The sequence below is a fragment of the Micromonospora sp. NPDC126480 genome, from assembly GCF_040302465.1.
In the GTDB taxonomy this organism is placed as follows: Bacteria; Actinomycetota; Actinomycetes; order Mycobacteriales; family Micromonosporaceae; genus Micromonospora.
The window spans coordinates 35,919-51,845 of record NZ_JBEORU010000003.1; the positions used below are offsets into that span (position 1 = coordinate 35,919).

Here is a 15,927-nt window from a genome sequence, read left to right on the forward strand (position 1 = left end):
CCGGCATTCCTGCGACTGTAGCCGTGCGGCACGCACCGGTGAAATCGGGCTCGCGGTGGGATCGGACCCCACCGGAACGGCCGGGTCAGACGTAGAGCGCGGTGAACGGCGCCCAGGGCAGGTTGCGCACCACCGAGAACGCGAACCAGGCGGCCAGGAAGACGCCGATGACCCTGGTGTCGATGCGCAGCTCGGGCAGCCGCCAGCCGAACGCCTGCTTCCCCGCCCAGGCCACGAACAGGTAGGCCAGGAAGGGCAGCGCGAAGACGAGGAGGAAGTGGTGCCGGGCGGCGGCCGGCAGGTCGGCGTGCAGCACGTACCACAGGGCCCGGGTGCCGCCGCAGCCCGGGCAGTCGAGGCCGGTGGTCAGCTTGAGCAGGCAGGTGGGGGCCGCGTCCGGCGCGGACCGGGTGGGATCGCTGATCAGCGTGTAACCGATGCCCGCCGCGACGCAGCCGAGAGCGGCCAACGGCACCGCCCAGCGCGGTGCCCGTGCGTGCAGCCCGAGCACCAGGCGGGTCAGCCGGTCCGGCTCCGGCGCCGGGTACGGCGGGACCTGCCCGGCCGGCCATCCCCCGCTCGGATCGACCTGCACGCCCGGCCCGCCGGCCGCCGGCAGCCCAGCCGCCTGCGGAGCGGCGTCGTCGCGCGGCCCGTCAACGCTCCTCACGCCGATCACGGTACACCGGCCACGCCCGTCAGCGCGGCCGCCAGCGGCGCCGCCAGGTCGCCGGCCGCCGGAGGCGCCACCGCGTCGAGGCCGAGCCAGCCGGCGAGCCGGTACAGCTCGGCGGCGAGCGCGACCGCCGTCTCTCCCGGGTCGGCGCCGGGCTCGAGCCACGCCGCCGGCACGAGGAGCACGCCGTTCTTCCGGTCGGCCTTCAGGTCGACCCGGGCGGTGAACCGGTCCCCCTGCAGGAACGGCAGCACGTAGTAGCCGTACACCCGCTGCGGCGCCGGCACGTAGATCTCGATGCGGTAGCTGAAGTCGAACAGCCGCTCGGTGCGGCCCCGCTCCCAGACCAGCGGGTCGAACGGGCTGACCAGACGGTTGCCCCGCACCCAGCGGGGCAACCGGGCCTGCGCGTGCAGCCAGGCCGGCTGCCGCCAGCCCGGCACCGTCACCGGCCGCAGCTCACCGGCCTCCGCCAGCTCGGCGATCGCCGTCCGGGCCCCGGCCACCGGCAGGCGGAAGTAGTCGCGCAGCTCCGGCTCGGCGGCCACCCCGAGCGACCGGGCGGCGACGGCGACCAGCGTCCGGTACGCCTCGGCGTCGGTCGGGGTCGGCGCGTCCAGCACGGCGGTCGGCAGCACCCGTTCCGGAAGGTCGTAGCGGCGCGCGAAGGACGTCGTGCGCTCGGCGGCGGCCACCTCGCCGGACCAGAACAGGAACTCAAGCGCCCTCTTCACCGCCGACCAGTTCCACCCCCAGTTGCCCGTCTCCCGCGGCGCGTCGTGCTCGATCTCGGCGGCGGTGAGCGGGCCCCGGGCGGCCACCTCGTCGCGGACCCACGCCACCAGGCCGGGCTGCTCCTCCGCGATGCGGCGCATCCCGCCCCAGGCCTCGGTGCGGGCGCGGGCCATCCGCCAGCGCAGCGCCGGTTGCAGCGGGACCGGCACCAGCGACGCCTCGTGCCCCCAGTACTCGAAGAGGTCGCGGGGCCGGCGGTAGGCGGCCGTGTCGAGCAGCGCGGTCGGGTAGGGCCCGAGCCGGCTGTAGAGCGGCAGGTAGTGCGCACGCTGGAGCACGTTCACCGAATCCATCTGGATCAGCCCGACCCGGTCGAGCACCCGGCGCAGGTGCCGGCGGGTGGGCACGCCGGCCGGCGCGGGGTCGGTGAAGCCCTGGGCGGCCAGCGCGACGCGCCGGGCCTGGGCGAGCGAGAGCGATTCCGGTGCGGCCATCGCCGGCACCCTACTGCCCGGGTACGACACCGGAGCGGCGACTGGACCCGTCCCCGGTCCTGACCTAGAACGGACGCATGCTCACCATCCGCCGCGAGGCGCCCGACGACGCCGAGAGCGTGGCCCGGGTGCACGTCCACGGTTGGCGGAGCGGCTACGCCGGCATCATCCCGGACGAGGTGCTCGACCGGCTGAACGTGGCCGCCTGGGCCCAGCGCCGCCGTGGCCTCGGCACCGCCGATCCCGAACACCCGTTCACCACCCTGCTCGCCGAGCACGACGGGGCGGCGGCCGGCTTCGTGACCTTCGGGCCGTACCGGAACAACCAGGACCGCGGCGACCTGGACCCGGCCTACGGCGAGATCGTCTCCCTGTTCGTGGAGCCCCGGCACTGGGGCGACGGGACCGCGCGGGCCCTGCTGGCCGCGGCCCGCACCGGTCTGGTGACCCGGGGCTGGACGGAGTACCGGCTCTGGGTGCTTGCGGACAACCACCGGGCCCGCCGGTTCTACGAGCGGGCCGGGCTAGCCGCGGACGGTGAACGCTCGACCTACCCGGTGCCGCTCGCCGGCGGACGCCCGCCGGTCGACCTCGCCGAGCTGCGCTACGTCGGTCGCACCGACGGGTGACCGGGCCGGTGCCGACGGCGACCGCACCGGCAGGAGGACGAGCAGCGCCAGGCTGATCCAGACGTAGGTGTTGCTGCCGAGGAATCCGTCCACGCCGGTGAAGTCCCGCTCCCAGGCCCACACGATGCGGCTGATCAGGAAGGCGTACGCGACGGTCGCGGCGGCCAGCAGGACGCGGCGCCGGCGGCTGCCCGCGGACGCCGCCATCGCGTTGTCGACCAGCAGGATGAGCGCCGGCAGCAGCCAGACCAGGTGATGCACCCAGGTGACCGGGCTGACCAGGCACATCACCGCGCCGGTCAGCGCCAGCCCGGTCGCCTCGTCACCGACCGCCGCCGCGGCACGGGACCGCCACACCCAGAGCGCCAGCGTGGCCGCCACCAGCACGAGCCAGGCCACGGTGCTCGGCTCCTCCGGGTTGAGCCGGGCCACCACCCCGCGCAGCGACTGGTTGGAGACGAACGCCAGCTCGCCCACGCGGTTGGTGTTCCACAGCGCCTCGGTCCAGAACTCCCGGGAGGCGTCCGGGAAGAGGGCACCGGCCAGCACGGTCGCGCCGGCGGCGGTGCCCATCGCGGTCACCGCCGCCCGCCAGCGCCCGGTCACCAGCAGGTAGACGATGAAGATGCCCGGGGTCAGCTTGATCGCGGTCGCCAGCCCGACGGCGGCGCCGGCCCACCGGCTGCCGGCCGGCAGCAGCCGCAGCAGGTCGACCGCCACCAGGAACAGCAGCAGCATGTTGACCTGGCCGAAGTTCACCGTCTCGCGCATCGGCTCGTACGCGGCGGCCAGGCAGAGCGCCACCGCGAGGGCGTACCAGCGGGTCCAGCCCGCGCGCCGGGAGATCGGGTCGACCAGCCACCAGAACAGGACCGCGGTGACCACCACGCTCGCCGTCACGCTCACCACGATCGCCGCGTTCCACGGCAGGTACGCCATCGGCAGCATCACCAGGGCGGCGAACGGCGGGTAGGTGAAGCCGTACTGCGTGAACGGCCGCAGGTAGTCGTAGATCTCCCCGCCGTCGTGCACCCAGTGGCGCAGCGCACCGTAGTAGACCTGCAGGTCGAAGAAGCCGTGCCGCACGGCCGCCACGGAGAGGAAGAGGGCCACCCCGACGGCGAGCCCGACCACGCTGGCGACCTGCCCGAGCGTCCGTCCGGCACCCTGCGCCACCGCCGCCTCCTCCGCCCTGCGTAGGCTTCCGTTCCATGGCTCTCGGGTACGTCCGCCCGGCGCGTCCGGAGGACGCCGGCGAGATCGCACGCATCCAGCTCGCGACCTGGCGGGTCGCGTACCGCCGGATCCTGCCCCGGCACGTGCTCGACAACCTGGACGAGGCGTGGCTGGCCCGGCGGTGGACCGCGGCGGTTCAGGAACCACCCTCCGCCGCCCACCGGGTGCTGGTCGCCGTCGAACAGGCCGAGCAATCGTATCTGGTGGGGTTCGCCGCCTCCGGTCCGGCCGACGCCGAGGCACTGGCCCCCGGCGAGCCCGCCGAGGCGCTGGGCACGGACGTCGCCGCGGTCACCGACCTGCTGGTGGAGCCGCGCTGGGGCCGGCGAGGGCACGGCAGCCGGCTGCTCGCGGCGTGCGTGGACCACTGGCGCGACGACGGGTTCGGCCGGGCGGTGGCGTGGGCGTTCGACGCGGACGCGGCGACCCGGAAGTTCCTCACCGGCACCGGCTGGGAACCGGACGGGGCGGCCCGCGCCCTGGACGTGGACGACATGCTTGTTCCCCAGTCGCGGCTGCACGTGGCGATCCCCGCCAGCACGGTGCCGGCCGGCTGACCGCCGGTGTTGTCGGTGGGGTCACCTACGGTGGGCCCATGACCGCAGGGACGGCGAACGCGGCACCGACCACCCCCGACGACCTGGAGGCGCACCGGGTCGAGCTGACCGGCTACTGCTATCGCATGCTCGGGTCGATCTTCGACGCGGAGGACGCGGTCCAGGAGACGCTGCTGCGGGCATGGCGGGCCCGGGACGACTTCGCCGGCCGGGCGTCCGTGCGCACCTGGCTCTACCGCATCGCCACGAACGTCTGCCTGGACCTGCTCCGGGGGCGTGCCCGCCGGGCGCTTCCGGTGGATCTCGGCGAGCCCTCCCCGCCGGTGCTCGCCTCCCTCGGCGCGCCCGAGCCGGGCTGGGTCGAGCCCGCGCCGGACGCGGCGGTCCTCCCGGCGGCCGGCGACCCGGCGGAGCTGGCCGTCGCCCGCGAGTCGGTCCGGCTGGCCTTCCTCGCCGCCCTGCAGCACCTGCCGCCCCGGCAGCGGGCCGTGCTGATCCTCCGCGACGTGCTGCGCTGGCGCGCCGACGAGGTGGCCGGGCTGCTCGACGGCACGGTCGCCTCGGTCAACAGCGCCCTGCAGCGGGCCCGGGCCACGATGGCTGCCCGCGGCGACGCCGCACCGACGCCGGACCTGGACCGGTCCCACCGCGAGCTGCTGGAACGCTACGTCGCACTGTTCGAGCGGTACGACGTGGAGGCGCTGGTCACCCTGCTGCGCGACGACGCGGTGCAGTGCATGCCGCCGTACGCGCTGTGGCTGCGCGGGCGGGACGACATCGCCGCCTGGTTCACCGGGCCGGGGGCGGAGTGCCGGGGCTCGCGGGTGACGCCGCTGCAGGCCTGCGGTGGGCCCGCCTTCGCGCAGCACCGGGCCGACCCGGCCGGCGGGCACCGGGCCTTCGGCATCCACGTCCTCGAGGTCGCCGAGGGACGGATCAGCCGCATCACGACCTTCCTGGAGCCCCGCCTGTTCCCGCTCTTCGGGCTGCCCACCCGGCTGCCCTGACAGCCGGCCGGGTCAGCCCTTGTCCGCGCCGGCCGACTCGTCGCGGACGAAGTAGCGCTGGAAGATCACGAAGATCACCGCCACCGGGATGGTGGCGAGCAGCGCCGCGCCCAGCTTGAGCGGATACTGCGTGCCCTTGCCGAGCGAGCCGCTGACCAGGTCGGCCAGGCCACGCGGCAAAGTGAACAGGTCCGGGTCCTGCACCGATACCAGGCTGTGCGGGAACTCGTTCCACGAGCCCTGGAACGACAGAATGGTCAACGTGATCAGCGCCGGCTTCGCCATCGGCAGCACCACCGACCAGAAGGTGCGGAAGACACCGGCCCCGTCGATGCGGGCGGCCTCCTCCACGCTCACCGGGACGGACTCGAAGAACTGCTTCATGATGAAGATGCCGGCCGCGTCGGCGAGCAGCGGCACGACGAGCCCGGGATAGCTGTTGTAGATGCCCAACTGGTTCAGCACCAGGAACTTCGGGATCAGCAGGACCACCGGCGGCACCGCCATCACGGCGACGACCGCGGCGAAGAGCCAGCGCCGCCCGGGGAACCTCAGCCGGGCCAGGGCGTACCCGGCGAGGGAGTCGAAGAACACCCGGCCGAGCGTGACCAGCACGGTGACCAGCAGGGAGTTGCCCAGCCAGAGCGGGAAGTTGGTGCCGGCGAAGATCCGCTCGAAGCCGTCGAACGTCAGCGGGTCCGGGATCGGCGAGAGCGGGTTGGCAGCCGCGTCCGGCTCGGTCTTGAACGAGTTGCCGATCTGGATCACGAACGGGTAGAGGAAGACCAGCCCGAAGAAGATCAGGACCGCGTACCCGAGGATGCGGCTGGCGAGGACACGGCCGGTGCCGGCGCGGCGGCGGCCGGCCGGCGCGGGGGGCGCCGCCGCGGGTCGGTTGGTAAGCGTGGTCACGACCGGCCTCCTCGCCCCGGCAGCCGACGCCAGGCGCCACGTCGGCCGTCGCGGTCCGCCATGATCCGCCGCTGGACCAGGGTGAGCGCGATGATGATCAGGAACAGCACGAACGAGATGGCGGCGCCGGAGCCGTAGTCGAAGTCCCGGAACGCGGTGCGGTACGACAGGTACGCCGGGGTGAGGGTGGTCTTCGCCGGGTCGCCCTGGCTCATCACGTACACCTGGTCGAAGACCTGCCAGGATCCGATCAGGCCGAGGGTGAGCACCAGGAACATGGTCGGTTTGATCAGCGGCAGGGTGACGTGCCGGAACCGCTGCCAGCGGGTGGCGCCGTCGAGGCTGCTCGCCTCGTCCAGGACGACCGGGACGTTCTGCAGTGCCGCGAGGAACATCAGCATGAAGGTCCCGGACGTGGTCCACACGACCAGCGCGATGATCGACGTCATCGCGACGCTCGGCCCGGACAACCAGTCCCACCAGCTCAGCCCGAACGGGCCACCATCGGCCAGCGGGGCCGGCGGGCCGTCCACACCGACCACGCCGAACAGCAGGTGCAGCACCCCACGGGAGTCGGCGAACCACTGCGGCCCGTCGACTCCGAGGACGGCGAGCAGCTTGTTGACCGCTCCGGAGTTGGCGAAGAGGAAGAGGAACACCACGCTGATCGCCACCGAGCTGGTCACCGACGGGAAGTAGAAGGCGCTACGGAAGAACGACTTGCCCTTGAGCAGCCGGTTGTTGACGATCAACGCGAGGCCGAGGGCCAGCGCGGTCTGCGCCGGCACCACGATCACCACGTAGTAGAGGTTGTTCCGGATGCTGGTCATGAAGTCGCGGCGCTCCAGCCCGTCCTCGGTGAAGAGCCGGGTGTAGTTCTCCGTGCCCACGAACGGCACCTGCGACGTGAACGGGCTGCCCTGCCCGTTCCAGTCGGTGAGGCTCACCCAGAGCGCCATCAGGATCGGCAGCAGCAGGAACAGCCCGAGGATGGCGATGACCGGCGCGACGAAGAGCCACCCGGCGACGGCCTCGTTGCCCCGTGGCCCGCGGCCGCGCCGGTGCGGCGGCCGGGCGGTAGTGGTGGCCGGCGTGACCGTGGCGTGAACTGCCATCTCCCCTCCCTCCGGGTCGGAGGTGAAAGGAAGGGCCCCTTATTAACGCATAGGGTTAACAAGGGACCCTTCCTTGCACCTCAGCCGCCGAGCGCCGCCTTGGCGTTCTTGTCGAAGTTCGCCAGGATCGTCTTCGGGTCGCCGGTGGCGAGGCCCTGCAGGCTGGCCTCCAGGTCCCGCAGGACGCTGTCCATCTTCGGCGCGTTGACCGGACCCTGGGCGTACGCGGCGCCGTCGATGAACGGCTTGTCGGCCGGGAAGGCGGCCGTGTACTGCTCGCGCACCGACTGGCGCGACGGCATGACGCCGAACGCCTTCGCGAACGTCATCTGCTGCTCGCCGGCGGTCATCGCCTCGACGAACTTGATCGCCGCCTCCTTGTACTTCGACTTCGCCGCGATGCCCCAGCACTGGGTGAAGGAGAGCGTGCCCTTGCCCTTCGGGCCGGCGGGCAGCTCGACGACCCGGTACTTCACGGTCGGGAAGTCGTTCTGCAGCGCGCCCTTGATCCAGTTGCCCTCGATGGTCATCACCGCGGCACCCTTGCCGAACGCCTCACCCGACCAGCCGGCGTCGAGCTGCTTCGGGAAGCGGGCCAGCCCTTCGGTGAGCAGCGACTTGACGTACGTCAGGGCGGCCACGTTCTCGGCGCTGTCCGCGGTGGGCTGCTTGCCGTCCTCGTTCATCAGCCAGCCGCCGTTCTGCACCAGGAACGCGCCGATCCGGTCCCGGGTGTCACCGAGGGCAAGCGGCACCATTCCCGTTGCCTTGATCTTGCGCGCGGTCGCGGTCAGCTGGTCCCAGGTGGTCGGCACGTCGGCATCGGTGAGACCGGCCTTCGTCCACAGGTCCGTGTTGATCTGGAGGGCGAGGGTGGAGAAGTCCTTCGGCGCGCAGTAGAGCTTGCCGTCGTACGTGAACGTGGTGCGCAGGCTCTCGTAGAAGTCCCCGGTGTCGCTGATTTTGTCGCCGTACGGCTCGAGGGCGCCGACGCTGGCATAGTCGGCGAACCGGGCGGCGTCGACGTAGAAGACATCCGGCGGGGTGCCGCCCGCGAGGGCCTGCCCGAGCTGCTGGGTGAGGTCCTGCGCGGGGGTGACGGTGGCCTGGTTGCCGGAGGCGGACGCCCACTTCGCGGCGGCGTCCTGGACGGCCGTGGTCTCGGCTTCACCGGAGGAGCCGATCAGGATCTGGAGGTTGGCCGGGCCGCTCGACTGGGCGGTGTCGCCCGGGTTGTCGTCGAAACCGCTGCCGCAGGCGGCGGAGCCGAGCAGCGCGGCGGCGGTGAGGCCGGCCAGCGCCGCCCGGGTGAGCGAGCGAGGTGTCATCGGTTCTCCTGTGGGGGGACGGGGGGTCAGGCGGTGTGGCGCCGCACCAGCGCGGGCTGGAGCAGCACGTGGCCGGTGGTGTGGTGCCGGCCGTCGAGGACGGCGGTGAGCAGGTCGACGCAGCGGGCCGCCGCCTCGCCGAGCGGTTGGCTGACGCTGGTCAGGCCGACGGCGGCGGCGACCGGGGTGTCGTCGAAACCGATCACCGCCACCTCCGGGGCGGTGGCGCGGGCGGCCTGGAGCGCGCCCAGGGCGAGCGAGTCGCTGGCGCACAGCAGCGCGGTCGGCGCCGCCTCGGCGAGCAGGCCACCCGCGGCCCGTTCCCCCTCGGCGATGCCGTCCACGGTTTCGCGGTCCAGCCCGACCGGGTCCACCCCGGCCGCGACGAGCGTGCGGTGCCAGCCGGATCGCCGGTCGTCGCCGACGCCCGAGCCGGCCGGCCAGCCGAGGAAGCCGATCCGGCGGTGCCCGGCGGTGAGCAGGTGGGTGGTGGCCTCGGCGGTGCCGGCCGCGCCGTCGACGTCGACCCAGGGGTGCGCGTCCGGAGCGTCCCAGGGCCGGCCGAACGTCACGAACGGCACGCCCCGGCGCGCCAGCCAGGCGGTCCGGGGGTCTCCGTGGTCGGTGCCGGTGAGCACGAAGGCGTCGAGGTCGTACGACCCGAGCAGGTCGTCGTACGTCGCGATCTCCCGCTCGGTGTCGTGCGCGGTGTAGAGCATGACGCGGTAACCGGCGGCCTCGGCGGTCTCGGTGAGGCCGTGCAGGAACCGGTCGAGCACCGAGCCGTTGATCCCGTCGCGGGTGGGCTCGATGCGCACCGCGATGAGCCGGGACCGGCCGGTGCGCATCTGCCGGGCGGCCTGGTTGGCCCGGTAGCCCAGCGCGGCGATCGCCTCCTGCACCCGCAGCCGTGTCTCCTCGCGCACGATGTGCGGCGCGTTGAGCACGTTGGACACCGTCTGCCGGCTGACTCGAGCGCGCTGGGCCACCGTCGCGATGGTTACCTTTTCGGCCACTTGATCCCTCTCGCCGTCTTGAACGATCCAATTTGGATAGGGCAGGATTAGATCGTTCAAGTTGCTGGAATGTTTCGCACTCTGCACCGCCCGGGGACGGTCTGTCAAGACATCCGTTCCCGCCGAGACGACCTGGAGCCGCACCGTGACCGAACCCCACCTGCAACCCCTGCTGCACGACCTGGTGGGGGTGGTGCTCGCCCCGACCAGCGCGCTGGGGGACGCGGCCGGGCAGATCCGCCCGGCCGGCGTCCAGGGCGTCTTCCACGCCGACACCCGGGTGCTGAGCCGGGCCGAGCTGCGCGTGGACGGCCGGGAACCGGAGGCGCTGGCGCGGGGGGCGGCGGGCCCGCACGGCGTGCGGTTCGTCGGCCTCGCGCGCTGGCTGGGCGATCCGGGCCCCGATCCGACGGTACGCGTGGAGCGCACCCGCCAGGTGTTCACCGGCGGGCTGACCGAGGAGGTACGGATCGTCTCCACCGCCTCGGTACCCGTGCGGGCCACCGTCGACGTCGACCTCGCCTGCGACCTGGCGCCGATCGAACTGGTCAAGTCCGGCCGGTCGACCACCCCGGTGGCGGCCACCGCGGCACCCGCCGGTGGTCTGACCTTCTCCGGTGCGGACGTCACGGTCCGGGTCACCGCCGACGGGGCCGAGGTGCGCACCGACACCCCCGGCCTGCGCTGGCCGGTCAGGCTGCCGCCGCGCGGCAGCGCCACACTGCGCTGGCGGCTCTCCGTCACCGACCCGCGCGCCGTCGTCGTCACCCCGACCGCCGAGGCGTCCTGGTCCGAGCCCCGAACACTGGCCGACGACCGCCGGCTGGTCCGGCTGCTCGACCGGTCCCTCGCCGACCTGCGCGGGCTGCGCCTGGCCGACCCGCGGGCCCCGCACGACGTCTTCCTCGGCGCGGGCGTGCCGTGGTTCCTCACCCTGTTCGGCCGTGACAGTCTGTGGGCGGCCCGGATGATGCTGCCACTCGGCACCGACCTCGCCGCCGGGACGCTCCGGGTGCTGGCCCGCCGGCAGGGCACCCGGGTCGATCCCGGCACCGGCGAGGCACCCGGGAAGATCCTGCACGAGTTGCGGCGGCACGAGTTCGCCCTGGCCGGTGACGGGCTGAAGCTTCCACCGGCGTACTACGGCACGGTCGACGCCACCATGCTCTGGGTCAACCTGCTGCACGACGCGTGGCGCTGGGGCCTGCCCGCCGACCAGGTCGAGCCGCTGCTGCCCCACCTGGAGGCCGCCCTCGGCTGGCTCGAGGAGCACGCCGACGCCGACGGCGACGGGCTCGTGGAGTACGTCGACACCACCGGCCACGGCCTGTCCAACCAGGGCTGGAAGGACTCCGGCGACGCCGTGCGGTTCCGTGACGGGCGGATCGCCGACGCGCCCATCGTGCTGGCCGAGGTGCAGGGGTACGCGTACGAGGCCGCGATCAACGGGGCGGCCCTGCTGGAGGCGTTCGACCGCCCCGGTGCCGACCGGTGGCGCGCGTACGCGGGCCGGCTCGCCGACCGGTTCCGTGCGGTGTTCTGGGTGGACGGCCGGTACGGGCCGCAGCCCGCCCTCGCCCTGGACCGGGACAAGCGTCCCGTCGACTCGCTGACCAGCAACATCGGTCACCTGCTCGGCACGGGGCTGCTCACCGGCGAGGAGGAGGCGCAGCTGGCCCGGCTGCTCACCACCGAGGCGATGACCGACGGGTTCGGGCTGCGCACCATGTCCGCCGACGACGCCGGCTTCAGCCCACTGTCGTACCACTGCGGGTCGATCTGGACCCACGACACCGCGATCGTGCTCGCCGGGCTGGCCCGGGCCGGCTTCCGCCAAGCCGCGCTCGGCCTCGTCGACGGCCTGCTCGCCGCCGCCGAGGCGTTCGACTACCGGCTCCCCGAGCTGTACGGCGGTGACGACCGGGCGCTGCTCGGCCGCCCGGTGCCGTACCCGGCCGCGTGCCACCCGCAGGCGTGGTCCGCGTCGGCCGCCGTGCTGCTCCTCCAGGCGGCCACCGGCCTCTACCCTGACGTGCCCGCCGGCACGGTGCGACTCGCCCCGCTCGCCGGCCCGGACCTCGGCGGCGTCTCGGTCGCCGGCCTGCACGTCGCGGGCGCACCGGTCACCGTCACGGTCGACCGGACCGGTGCCGCCTCGCTCACCGGCCTACCCGCCGGCCTGCGCCTGACCGGCGCCGATGGCGCGGTGGTCCCCGCCCCGCGCTCCGCGCCCGCAGGGACACTCGGGCGGACGTGACGAGCGCGTACGCCCGGCGCCGGAGGCCGAGGACGCCTGACCTCAGACGGGGGCCGTGAGCTCGACGACGATCTCGTCGTCCTCCATCGCGCCGGTCGGGACGAAGCCGAGACTCACGTACAGGCGGGCCGCCGCGGTGTTGTCGGGGTGGTAGGACAATCGCACCGGGTTCCCGCCGCCCTCCCGGGCCAGCCACCGCGCGAGGGTCACCACGGCCGCCCGGCCGACGCCGTGATCCTGCTCGGCGGCGTCGACGAGCATGCCGCCGAGCCACCGGGAGCCGTCGTCGTCGACGCCCCACATGACGTGACCGACGACGGTCTCGTCGGCGTACACGGCCAGGGAGTTCCAGACGTCGGAGCGCTCGGTCAGCAGCAGGTAGCGGGCGGCGAGGGCGGGCACCCAGGCGCGCTGGTCGTCGCGCGGGGCGACGTCCGCCACCGCCCGCCAGTTGTCGTCGTCGACCGGGCGCAGGGTCACCCGGCGCCCGATCCGGTCGGTCAGGTCTGAGTCGATCACCCGGGCAGCCTAGAGCCACCCGGGTGATCCGCCGAGCGGTTTCAGTCGAGCAGGGCGTCCAGGCCCACGGTGAGGCCGGGCCGCCTGCGTACCTCGCGCACCGCGAGCAGCACGCCGGGCATGAAGGAGGCCCGATCGTACGAGTCGTGCCGGATGGTAAGCGTCTCGCCGGTGGTGCCGAAGAGCACCTCCTGATGGGCGACCAGGCCGGTGGCGCGGACGGCGTGCACGCGTACCCCGTTGATCTCGGCGCCGCGCGCGCCGGGCACCTCATCCTTGGTGGCGTCCGGCACCGGTCCCATGTTGGCCTCGGCGCGGGCCGCCGCGATCAGGCGCGCGGTGTACGTGGCGGTGCCGCTCGGCGCGTCGAGCTTGCGGGGATGGTGCTGCTCGACGATCTCGACCGACTCGAAGTGCCGAGCGGCCCGGGCGGCGAACTGCATCATCAGGACCGCACCGATGCCGAAGTTCGGGGCGATGACGACGCCCACCCCCGGCTTGCGGGCCAGCCAGCCACGCACCCGGTCGAGCCGCGCCTCGGTGAAGCCCGTCGTGCCGACCACCGCGTTGATGCCCTGGTCGATGCACCAGTGCAGGTTGTCCATGACGACGTCGGGGGTGGTGAAGTCGACGACCACCTCGGCGCCCGCGTCGGAGGCGTTGAACAGCCAGTCGCCCTGGTCGACCATCGCCACCAGGTCCATGTCCGGCGCCGCGTCCACGGCCCGGCACACCTCGACGCCCATCCGGCCCCGGGCGCCGAGCACACCGACCCGGATCGGCTCGTCCGCGCTCTTGTCCTGCTCGTCAGTCACGGCCCACAACCTATCCCAACCGGTACGCGGACACCCTCGCGGTCGGCGGTCGTCGGCGGAACGTGGTCCCACGGAGATGCCGCTGGCCGGCACCCGGGTTCGGGTGCCGGCCAGCGGCATGGTTCCCCCTGTGAGGAAGGTCTGTGGTCAGCTGTTCCAGTGCTCGGCGACGAGGTCGGCGGCCTGCTGCTCCCACTGGGCGTAGTGGTCCGGGTAGGCCGAGACCTGCACGGTCTGCGCGGCCACGGTCAGCGGCATGTCCTGCCACCCGTCGACCTGCTTGAGACCCTTCAGAAACGCCATCGTCGAGTACTCCGGGTCGGTGATCTGCTCGACCGTGCCCCACCCGCTGGACGGGCGCTGCTGGAACAGGCCCTGCGAGTCGTGGTCGTTGCGCTCACCCAGATGACCCAGGTTCTCCAGCTTCGACTCCTGCAACGCCGTGCCGATCGCGACCACCGCGGCCCGCTCGTCCATGCCGGCCTTCTTCGTCGCCGCGATGATCGCCTTCACGTTGGCGACCTGCTCATCGGACAGGTCGATCCGCGACTGCGCACCCTGCACACCATGCGGGATCAGCTTGCCCATGTCCGGCTTGTCGGCCTGCACCGCCACAGCGGCGGCCGGGCTGCTCGCCATCGCGGCGGTGGTGGTGTCGTGGTTCAGCGGGCCGGCGGCCATGCCACCGGCGAAGGCCAGACCAGCGATACCCAGAACGCTCTTACGAATGATCGTGTTCATGACGGAGGCTCCATTCGGGGGATTGGCACCACCACCCGGGGGGACGGGCGTGGTGGTGCAAGCACCATCCGAGGCGCTCACAAGACTTGGGGGATGGACACCCGGCCGGGGCGGGGGGACTGCCTCACGGCGCCGGGTCCAGATGTAACGACCGACCGGCCGGCATCATTCCGGCCCACCGCCAACGGGCCCGAAGCCCGCGCGGTCCTGCTCGATCGTCCACGTGATGTAACGACCCCGAGCCCGCCATCATTCCAACGACCGGGTGCCCCCGACCACACCCCGGAACCGGACACCCGACGCAGGGCGGGACACCGCCACCCGGGCAGGCAGCGGCGATCACGCTGGATGGCGGATGTAGTGGCCTGCTGCGCGCTGGGAGGCCACTACATCTGCGTCGCAGCGCGATCTTGCCCGTGGGGCAACCCGCCGGCGTTACGCAACGACCGTACGGGCGGGGCCGGACCACCCAGACAGGGACAGGTCAGGCGCTGAAGTCGGACTCGCCGAACGGGCCGACCACCGCGAGGGACATCGGGCGGGTCAGCAGCTCCGCGGCGAGCGAGTTGACGTCGTCGACGGTGACGGCGTCGACCCGGGCGAGCAGCTCGTCGACCGGCATGAGGTCGCCGTACAGCAACTCCCCCTTGGCCAGCCGGCTCATCCGGGAGCCGGTGTCCTCCAGGCCGAGCACGAAGGAGCCCTTGCTCATGCCCTTGCCCCGGGCCACCTCGGCCTCGGTGAGCCCGTCGGCGGCCACCCGGGCCAGCTCGGTACGCGTCAGCTCCAGCACCTCGTCGACCTTGCCGGGCGCGCAGCCGGCGTAGACGGCGAACAGGCCGCTGTCGGCGTACTGGCTGGCGTAGGAGTAGACCGAATAGGCGAGGCCGCGCTGCTCGCGGATCTCCTGAAACAGCCGGCTGGACATGCCGCCGCCGAGGACGTTGTTCAGCACGCCGAGGGCGAAGCGCCGGTCGTCGAGCCGGTCGATGCCGGAACCGCCGAGCACGACGTGCGCCTGCTCGGTCTCCTTCGGCTCGACGACGGTGGTGGCGGGCTTCGTGCGTACCGTCGGGGTGGCCGCCCGGTGCGGCGCCGGCACGGCCGGATCGGTGTCCAGCGGGCTGCCGCGCAGCGCCTGCCGGACCAGCTTGACCACGGCGGCGTGGTCGAGGTTGCCAGCGGCGGCGATGACGATCCGGGGCGCGGTGTAGTGCCGCCGGTAGAAGCTCTGGATCTGCCGACGGGTCATCGGGGTGACCGTCGCCTCGGTCCCCGAGATCAGCCGGCCCAGCGGGTGCTCCCCGTAGACGGCCCGGGCGAAGAGGTCGTGCACCTCGTCGCCGGGCTCGTCGTCGTGCATGGCGATCTCCTCGAGGATCACGCCCCGCTCGGTCTCGACGTCGGCCGGGGTGAGCACCGAGTCGGCGACCAGGTCGCACATCACGTCGATGGCGAGCGGCAGGTCCTCGTCGAGGACCCGCGCGTAGTAGCAGGTGTACTCCTTCGTGGTGAAGGCGTTGGTCTCGCCGCCCACCGCCTCGATCGCCGAGGAGATCTCCAGCGCGCCCCGCTTGTTGGTGCCCTTGAACAGCAGGTGCTCCAGGAAGTGCGCGGCGCCGGACTGCGGGCCGGTCTCGTCCCGGGAACCGACCGAGACCCAGATGCCGAACGAGACGCTGCGCATCGTCGGGATCGCCTCGGTGAGCACGCGCAGCCCGCTGGGCAGGACGGTACGGCGGACCGTGCCGCCCAGCGGATCGTCGCTGAGCGTGCGGGTGACGGCGCGGCCGGAGCCGCTGCCCGAAGGGCTCCGGAACGCCGCCACCCCCCGTCGACCCGGCGGAAACGGCGCGGAGGCGCGACTCACGAGGTGCTCCCGGTTCGACG

The 15,927-nt window shown here is 73.0% G+C and carries 15 protein-coding genes; 4 read left to right on the top strand and 11 right to left on the bottom strand.

Annotation, left to right across the window (positions count from 1 at the left end; genetic code table 11):
• Positions 1-85 precede the first annotated feature (85 nt).
• The gene (locus ABTW87_RS03445) at positions 86-679 is read right to left on the bottom strand and encodes a DUF2752 domain-containing protein (RefSeq protein ID WP_502891520.1); all 594 of its coding nucleotides are present in this window, start codon (positions 677-679) and stop codon (positions 86-88) included.
• Entirely contained in the window at positions 676-1,905 is a 1,230-nt protein-coding gene (locus ABTW87_RS03450) for a winged helix-turn-helix domain-containing protein (RefSeq protein WP_350648109.1), read from the bottom strand. Before ABTW87_RS03450 ends, ABTW87_RS03445 begins: the two co-directional genes overlap by 4 nt.
• A 77-nt stretch (positions 1,906-1,982) precedes the next feature.
• On the opposite strand from ABTW87_RS03450, the gene ABTW87_RS03455 reads away from it, so the two are divergent.
• Entirely contained in the window at positions 1,983-2,534 is a 552-nt protein-coding gene (locus ABTW87_RS03455; protein WP_350648111.1) for a GNAT family N-acetyltransferase, read from the top strand.
• Here ABTW87_RS03455 and ABTW87_RS03460 read toward each other — a convergent pair.
• Positions 2,430-3,710, bottom strand: coding sequence for a glycosyltransferase 87 family protein (locus ABTW87_RS03460; protein ID WP_350648112.1), 1,281 nt, complete (start codon positions 3,708-3,710; stop codon positions 2,430-2,432). The two genes, ABTW87_RS03455 and ABTW87_RS03460, sit on opposite strands and share 105 nt — an antisense overlap.
• A 35-nt stretch (positions 3,711-3,745) precedes the next feature.
• On the opposite strand from ABTW87_RS03460, the gene ABTW87_RS03465 reads away from it, so the two are divergent.
• Positions 3,746-4,327: a GNAT family N-acetyltransferase gene (locus ABTW87_RS03465; RefSeq protein ID WP_350648113.1), complete on the top strand. Its 582-nt coding sequence runs from the start codon at positions 3,746-3,748 to the stop codon at positions 4,325-4,327.
• Between the two features lie 38 nt (positions 4,328-4,365).
• On the top strand, positions 4,366-5,334 hold the full coding sequence (locus tag ABTW87_RS03470) for a sigma-70 family RNA polymerase sigma factor (RefSeq protein WP_350648114.1): 969 nt from the start codon (positions 4,366-4,368) through the stop codon (positions 5,332-5,334).
• 12 nt (positions 5,335-5,346) lie between these two features.
• Here ABTW87_RS03470 and ABTW87_RS03475 read toward each other — a convergent pair whose 3' ends face one another.
• From ABTW87_RS03475 to ABTW87_RS03490, 4 genes are all read right to left on the bottom strand, one after another.
• Positions 5,347-6,246, bottom strand: a complete 900-nt coding sequence (locus ABTW87_RS03475) for a carbohydrate ABC transporter permease (protein ID WP_350648115.1) — start codon at positions 6,244-6,246, stop codon at positions 5,347-5,349.
• Positions 6,243-7,361: a carbohydrate ABC transporter permease gene (locus ABTW87_RS03480; RefSeq protein ID WP_350648117.1), complete on the bottom strand. Its 1,119-nt coding sequence runs from the start codon at positions 7,359-7,361 to the stop codon at positions 6,243-6,245. The genes ABTW87_RS03475 and ABTW87_RS03480 overlap by 4 nt, the downstream gene beginning before the upstream one ends.
• A gap of 80 nt (positions 7,362-7,441) precedes the next feature.
• Positions 7,442-8,689: a sugar ABC transporter substrate-binding protein gene (locus tag ABTW87_RS03485; RefSeq protein WP_350648119.1), complete on the bottom strand. Its 1,248-nt coding sequence runs from the start codon at positions 8,687-8,689 to the stop codon at positions 7,442-7,444.
• Between the two features lie 26 nt (positions 8,690-8,715).
• Positions 8,716-9,678 (bottom strand): LacI family DNA-binding transcriptional regulator, encoded by a 963-nt coding sequence (locus ABTW87_RS03490; protein WP_350648121.1) that lies wholly within the window; start codon positions 9,676-9,678, stop codon positions 8,716-8,718.
• A 172-nt stretch (positions 9,679-9,850) separates the two neighbouring features.
• On the opposite strand from ABTW87_RS03490, the gene ABTW87_RS03495 reads away from it, so the two are divergent.
• The gene (locus tag ABTW87_RS03495) at positions 9,851-11,962 is read left to right on the top strand and encodes an amylo-alpha-1,6-glucosidase (protein WP_350648122.1); all 2,112 of its coding nucleotides are present in this window, start codon (positions 9,851-9,853) and stop codon (positions 11,960-11,962) included.
• A 42-nt stretch (positions 11,963-12,004) separates the two neighbouring features.
• Here ABTW87_RS03495 and ABTW87_RS03500 read toward each other — a convergent pair whose 3' ends face one another.
• From ABTW87_RS03500 to ABTW87_RS03515, 4 genes are all read right to left on the bottom strand, one after another.
• Positions 12,005-12,481: a GNAT family N-acetyltransferase gene (locus ABTW87_RS03500; RefSeq protein ID WP_350648124.1), complete on the bottom strand. Its 477-nt coding sequence runs from the start codon at positions 12,479-12,481 to the stop codon at positions 12,005-12,007.
• A gap of 41 nt (positions 12,482-12,522) precedes the next feature.
• Complete coding sequence (gene dapB / locus ABTW87_RS03505; protein WP_350648125.1) at positions 12,523-13,296, bottom strand: 4-hydroxy-tetrahydrodipicolinate reductase; 774 nt, start codon at positions 13,294-13,296, stop codon at positions 12,523-12,525.
• Positions 13,297-13,443: 147 nt separating this feature from the next.
• Entirely contained in the window at positions 13,444-14,037 is a 594-nt protein-coding gene (locus ABTW87_RS03510) for a hypothetical protein (protein ID WP_350648126.1), read from the bottom strand.
• A gap of 484 nt (positions 14,038-14,521) precedes the next feature.
• The gene (locus ABTW87_RS03515; RefSeq protein ID WP_350648515.1) at positions 14,522-15,865 is read right to left on the bottom strand and encodes a M16 family metallopeptidase; all 1,344 of its coding nucleotides are present in this window, start codon (positions 15,863-15,865) and stop codon (positions 14,522-14,524) included.
• Positions 15,866-15,927: the final 62 nt, after the last annotated feature.

Coding starts and splice junctions, on each gene's coding strand:
- ABTW87_RS03470 (WP_350648114.1), top strand. CDS start 4,366: ATGACCGCAGGGACGGCGAACGCGGCACCGACCACCCCCGACGACCTG.
- ABTW87_RS03465 (WP_350648113.1), top strand. CDS start 3,746: ATGGCTCTCGGGTACGTCCGCCCGGCGCGTCCGGAGGACGCCGGCGAG.
- ABTW87_RS03510 (WP_350648126.1), bottom strand. CDS start 14,037: ATGAACACGATCATTCGTAAGAGCGTTCTGGGTATCGCTGGTCTGGCC.
- ABTW87_RS03450 (WP_350648109.1), bottom strand. CDS start 1,905: ATGGCCGCACCGGAATCGCTCTCGCTCGCCCAGGCCCGGCGCGTCGCG.
- ABTW87_RS03485 (WP_350648119.1), bottom strand. CDS start 8,689: ATGACACCTCGCTCGCTCACCCGGGCGGCGCTGGCCGGCCTCACCGCC.
- ABTW87_RS03455 (WP_350648111.1), top strand. CDS start 1,983: ATGCTCACCATCCGCCGCGAGGCGCCCGACGACGCCGAGAGCGTGGCC.
- ABTW87_RS03480 (WP_350648117.1), bottom strand. CDS start 7,361: ATGGCAGTTCACGCCACGGTCACGCCGGCCACCACTACCGCCCGGCCG.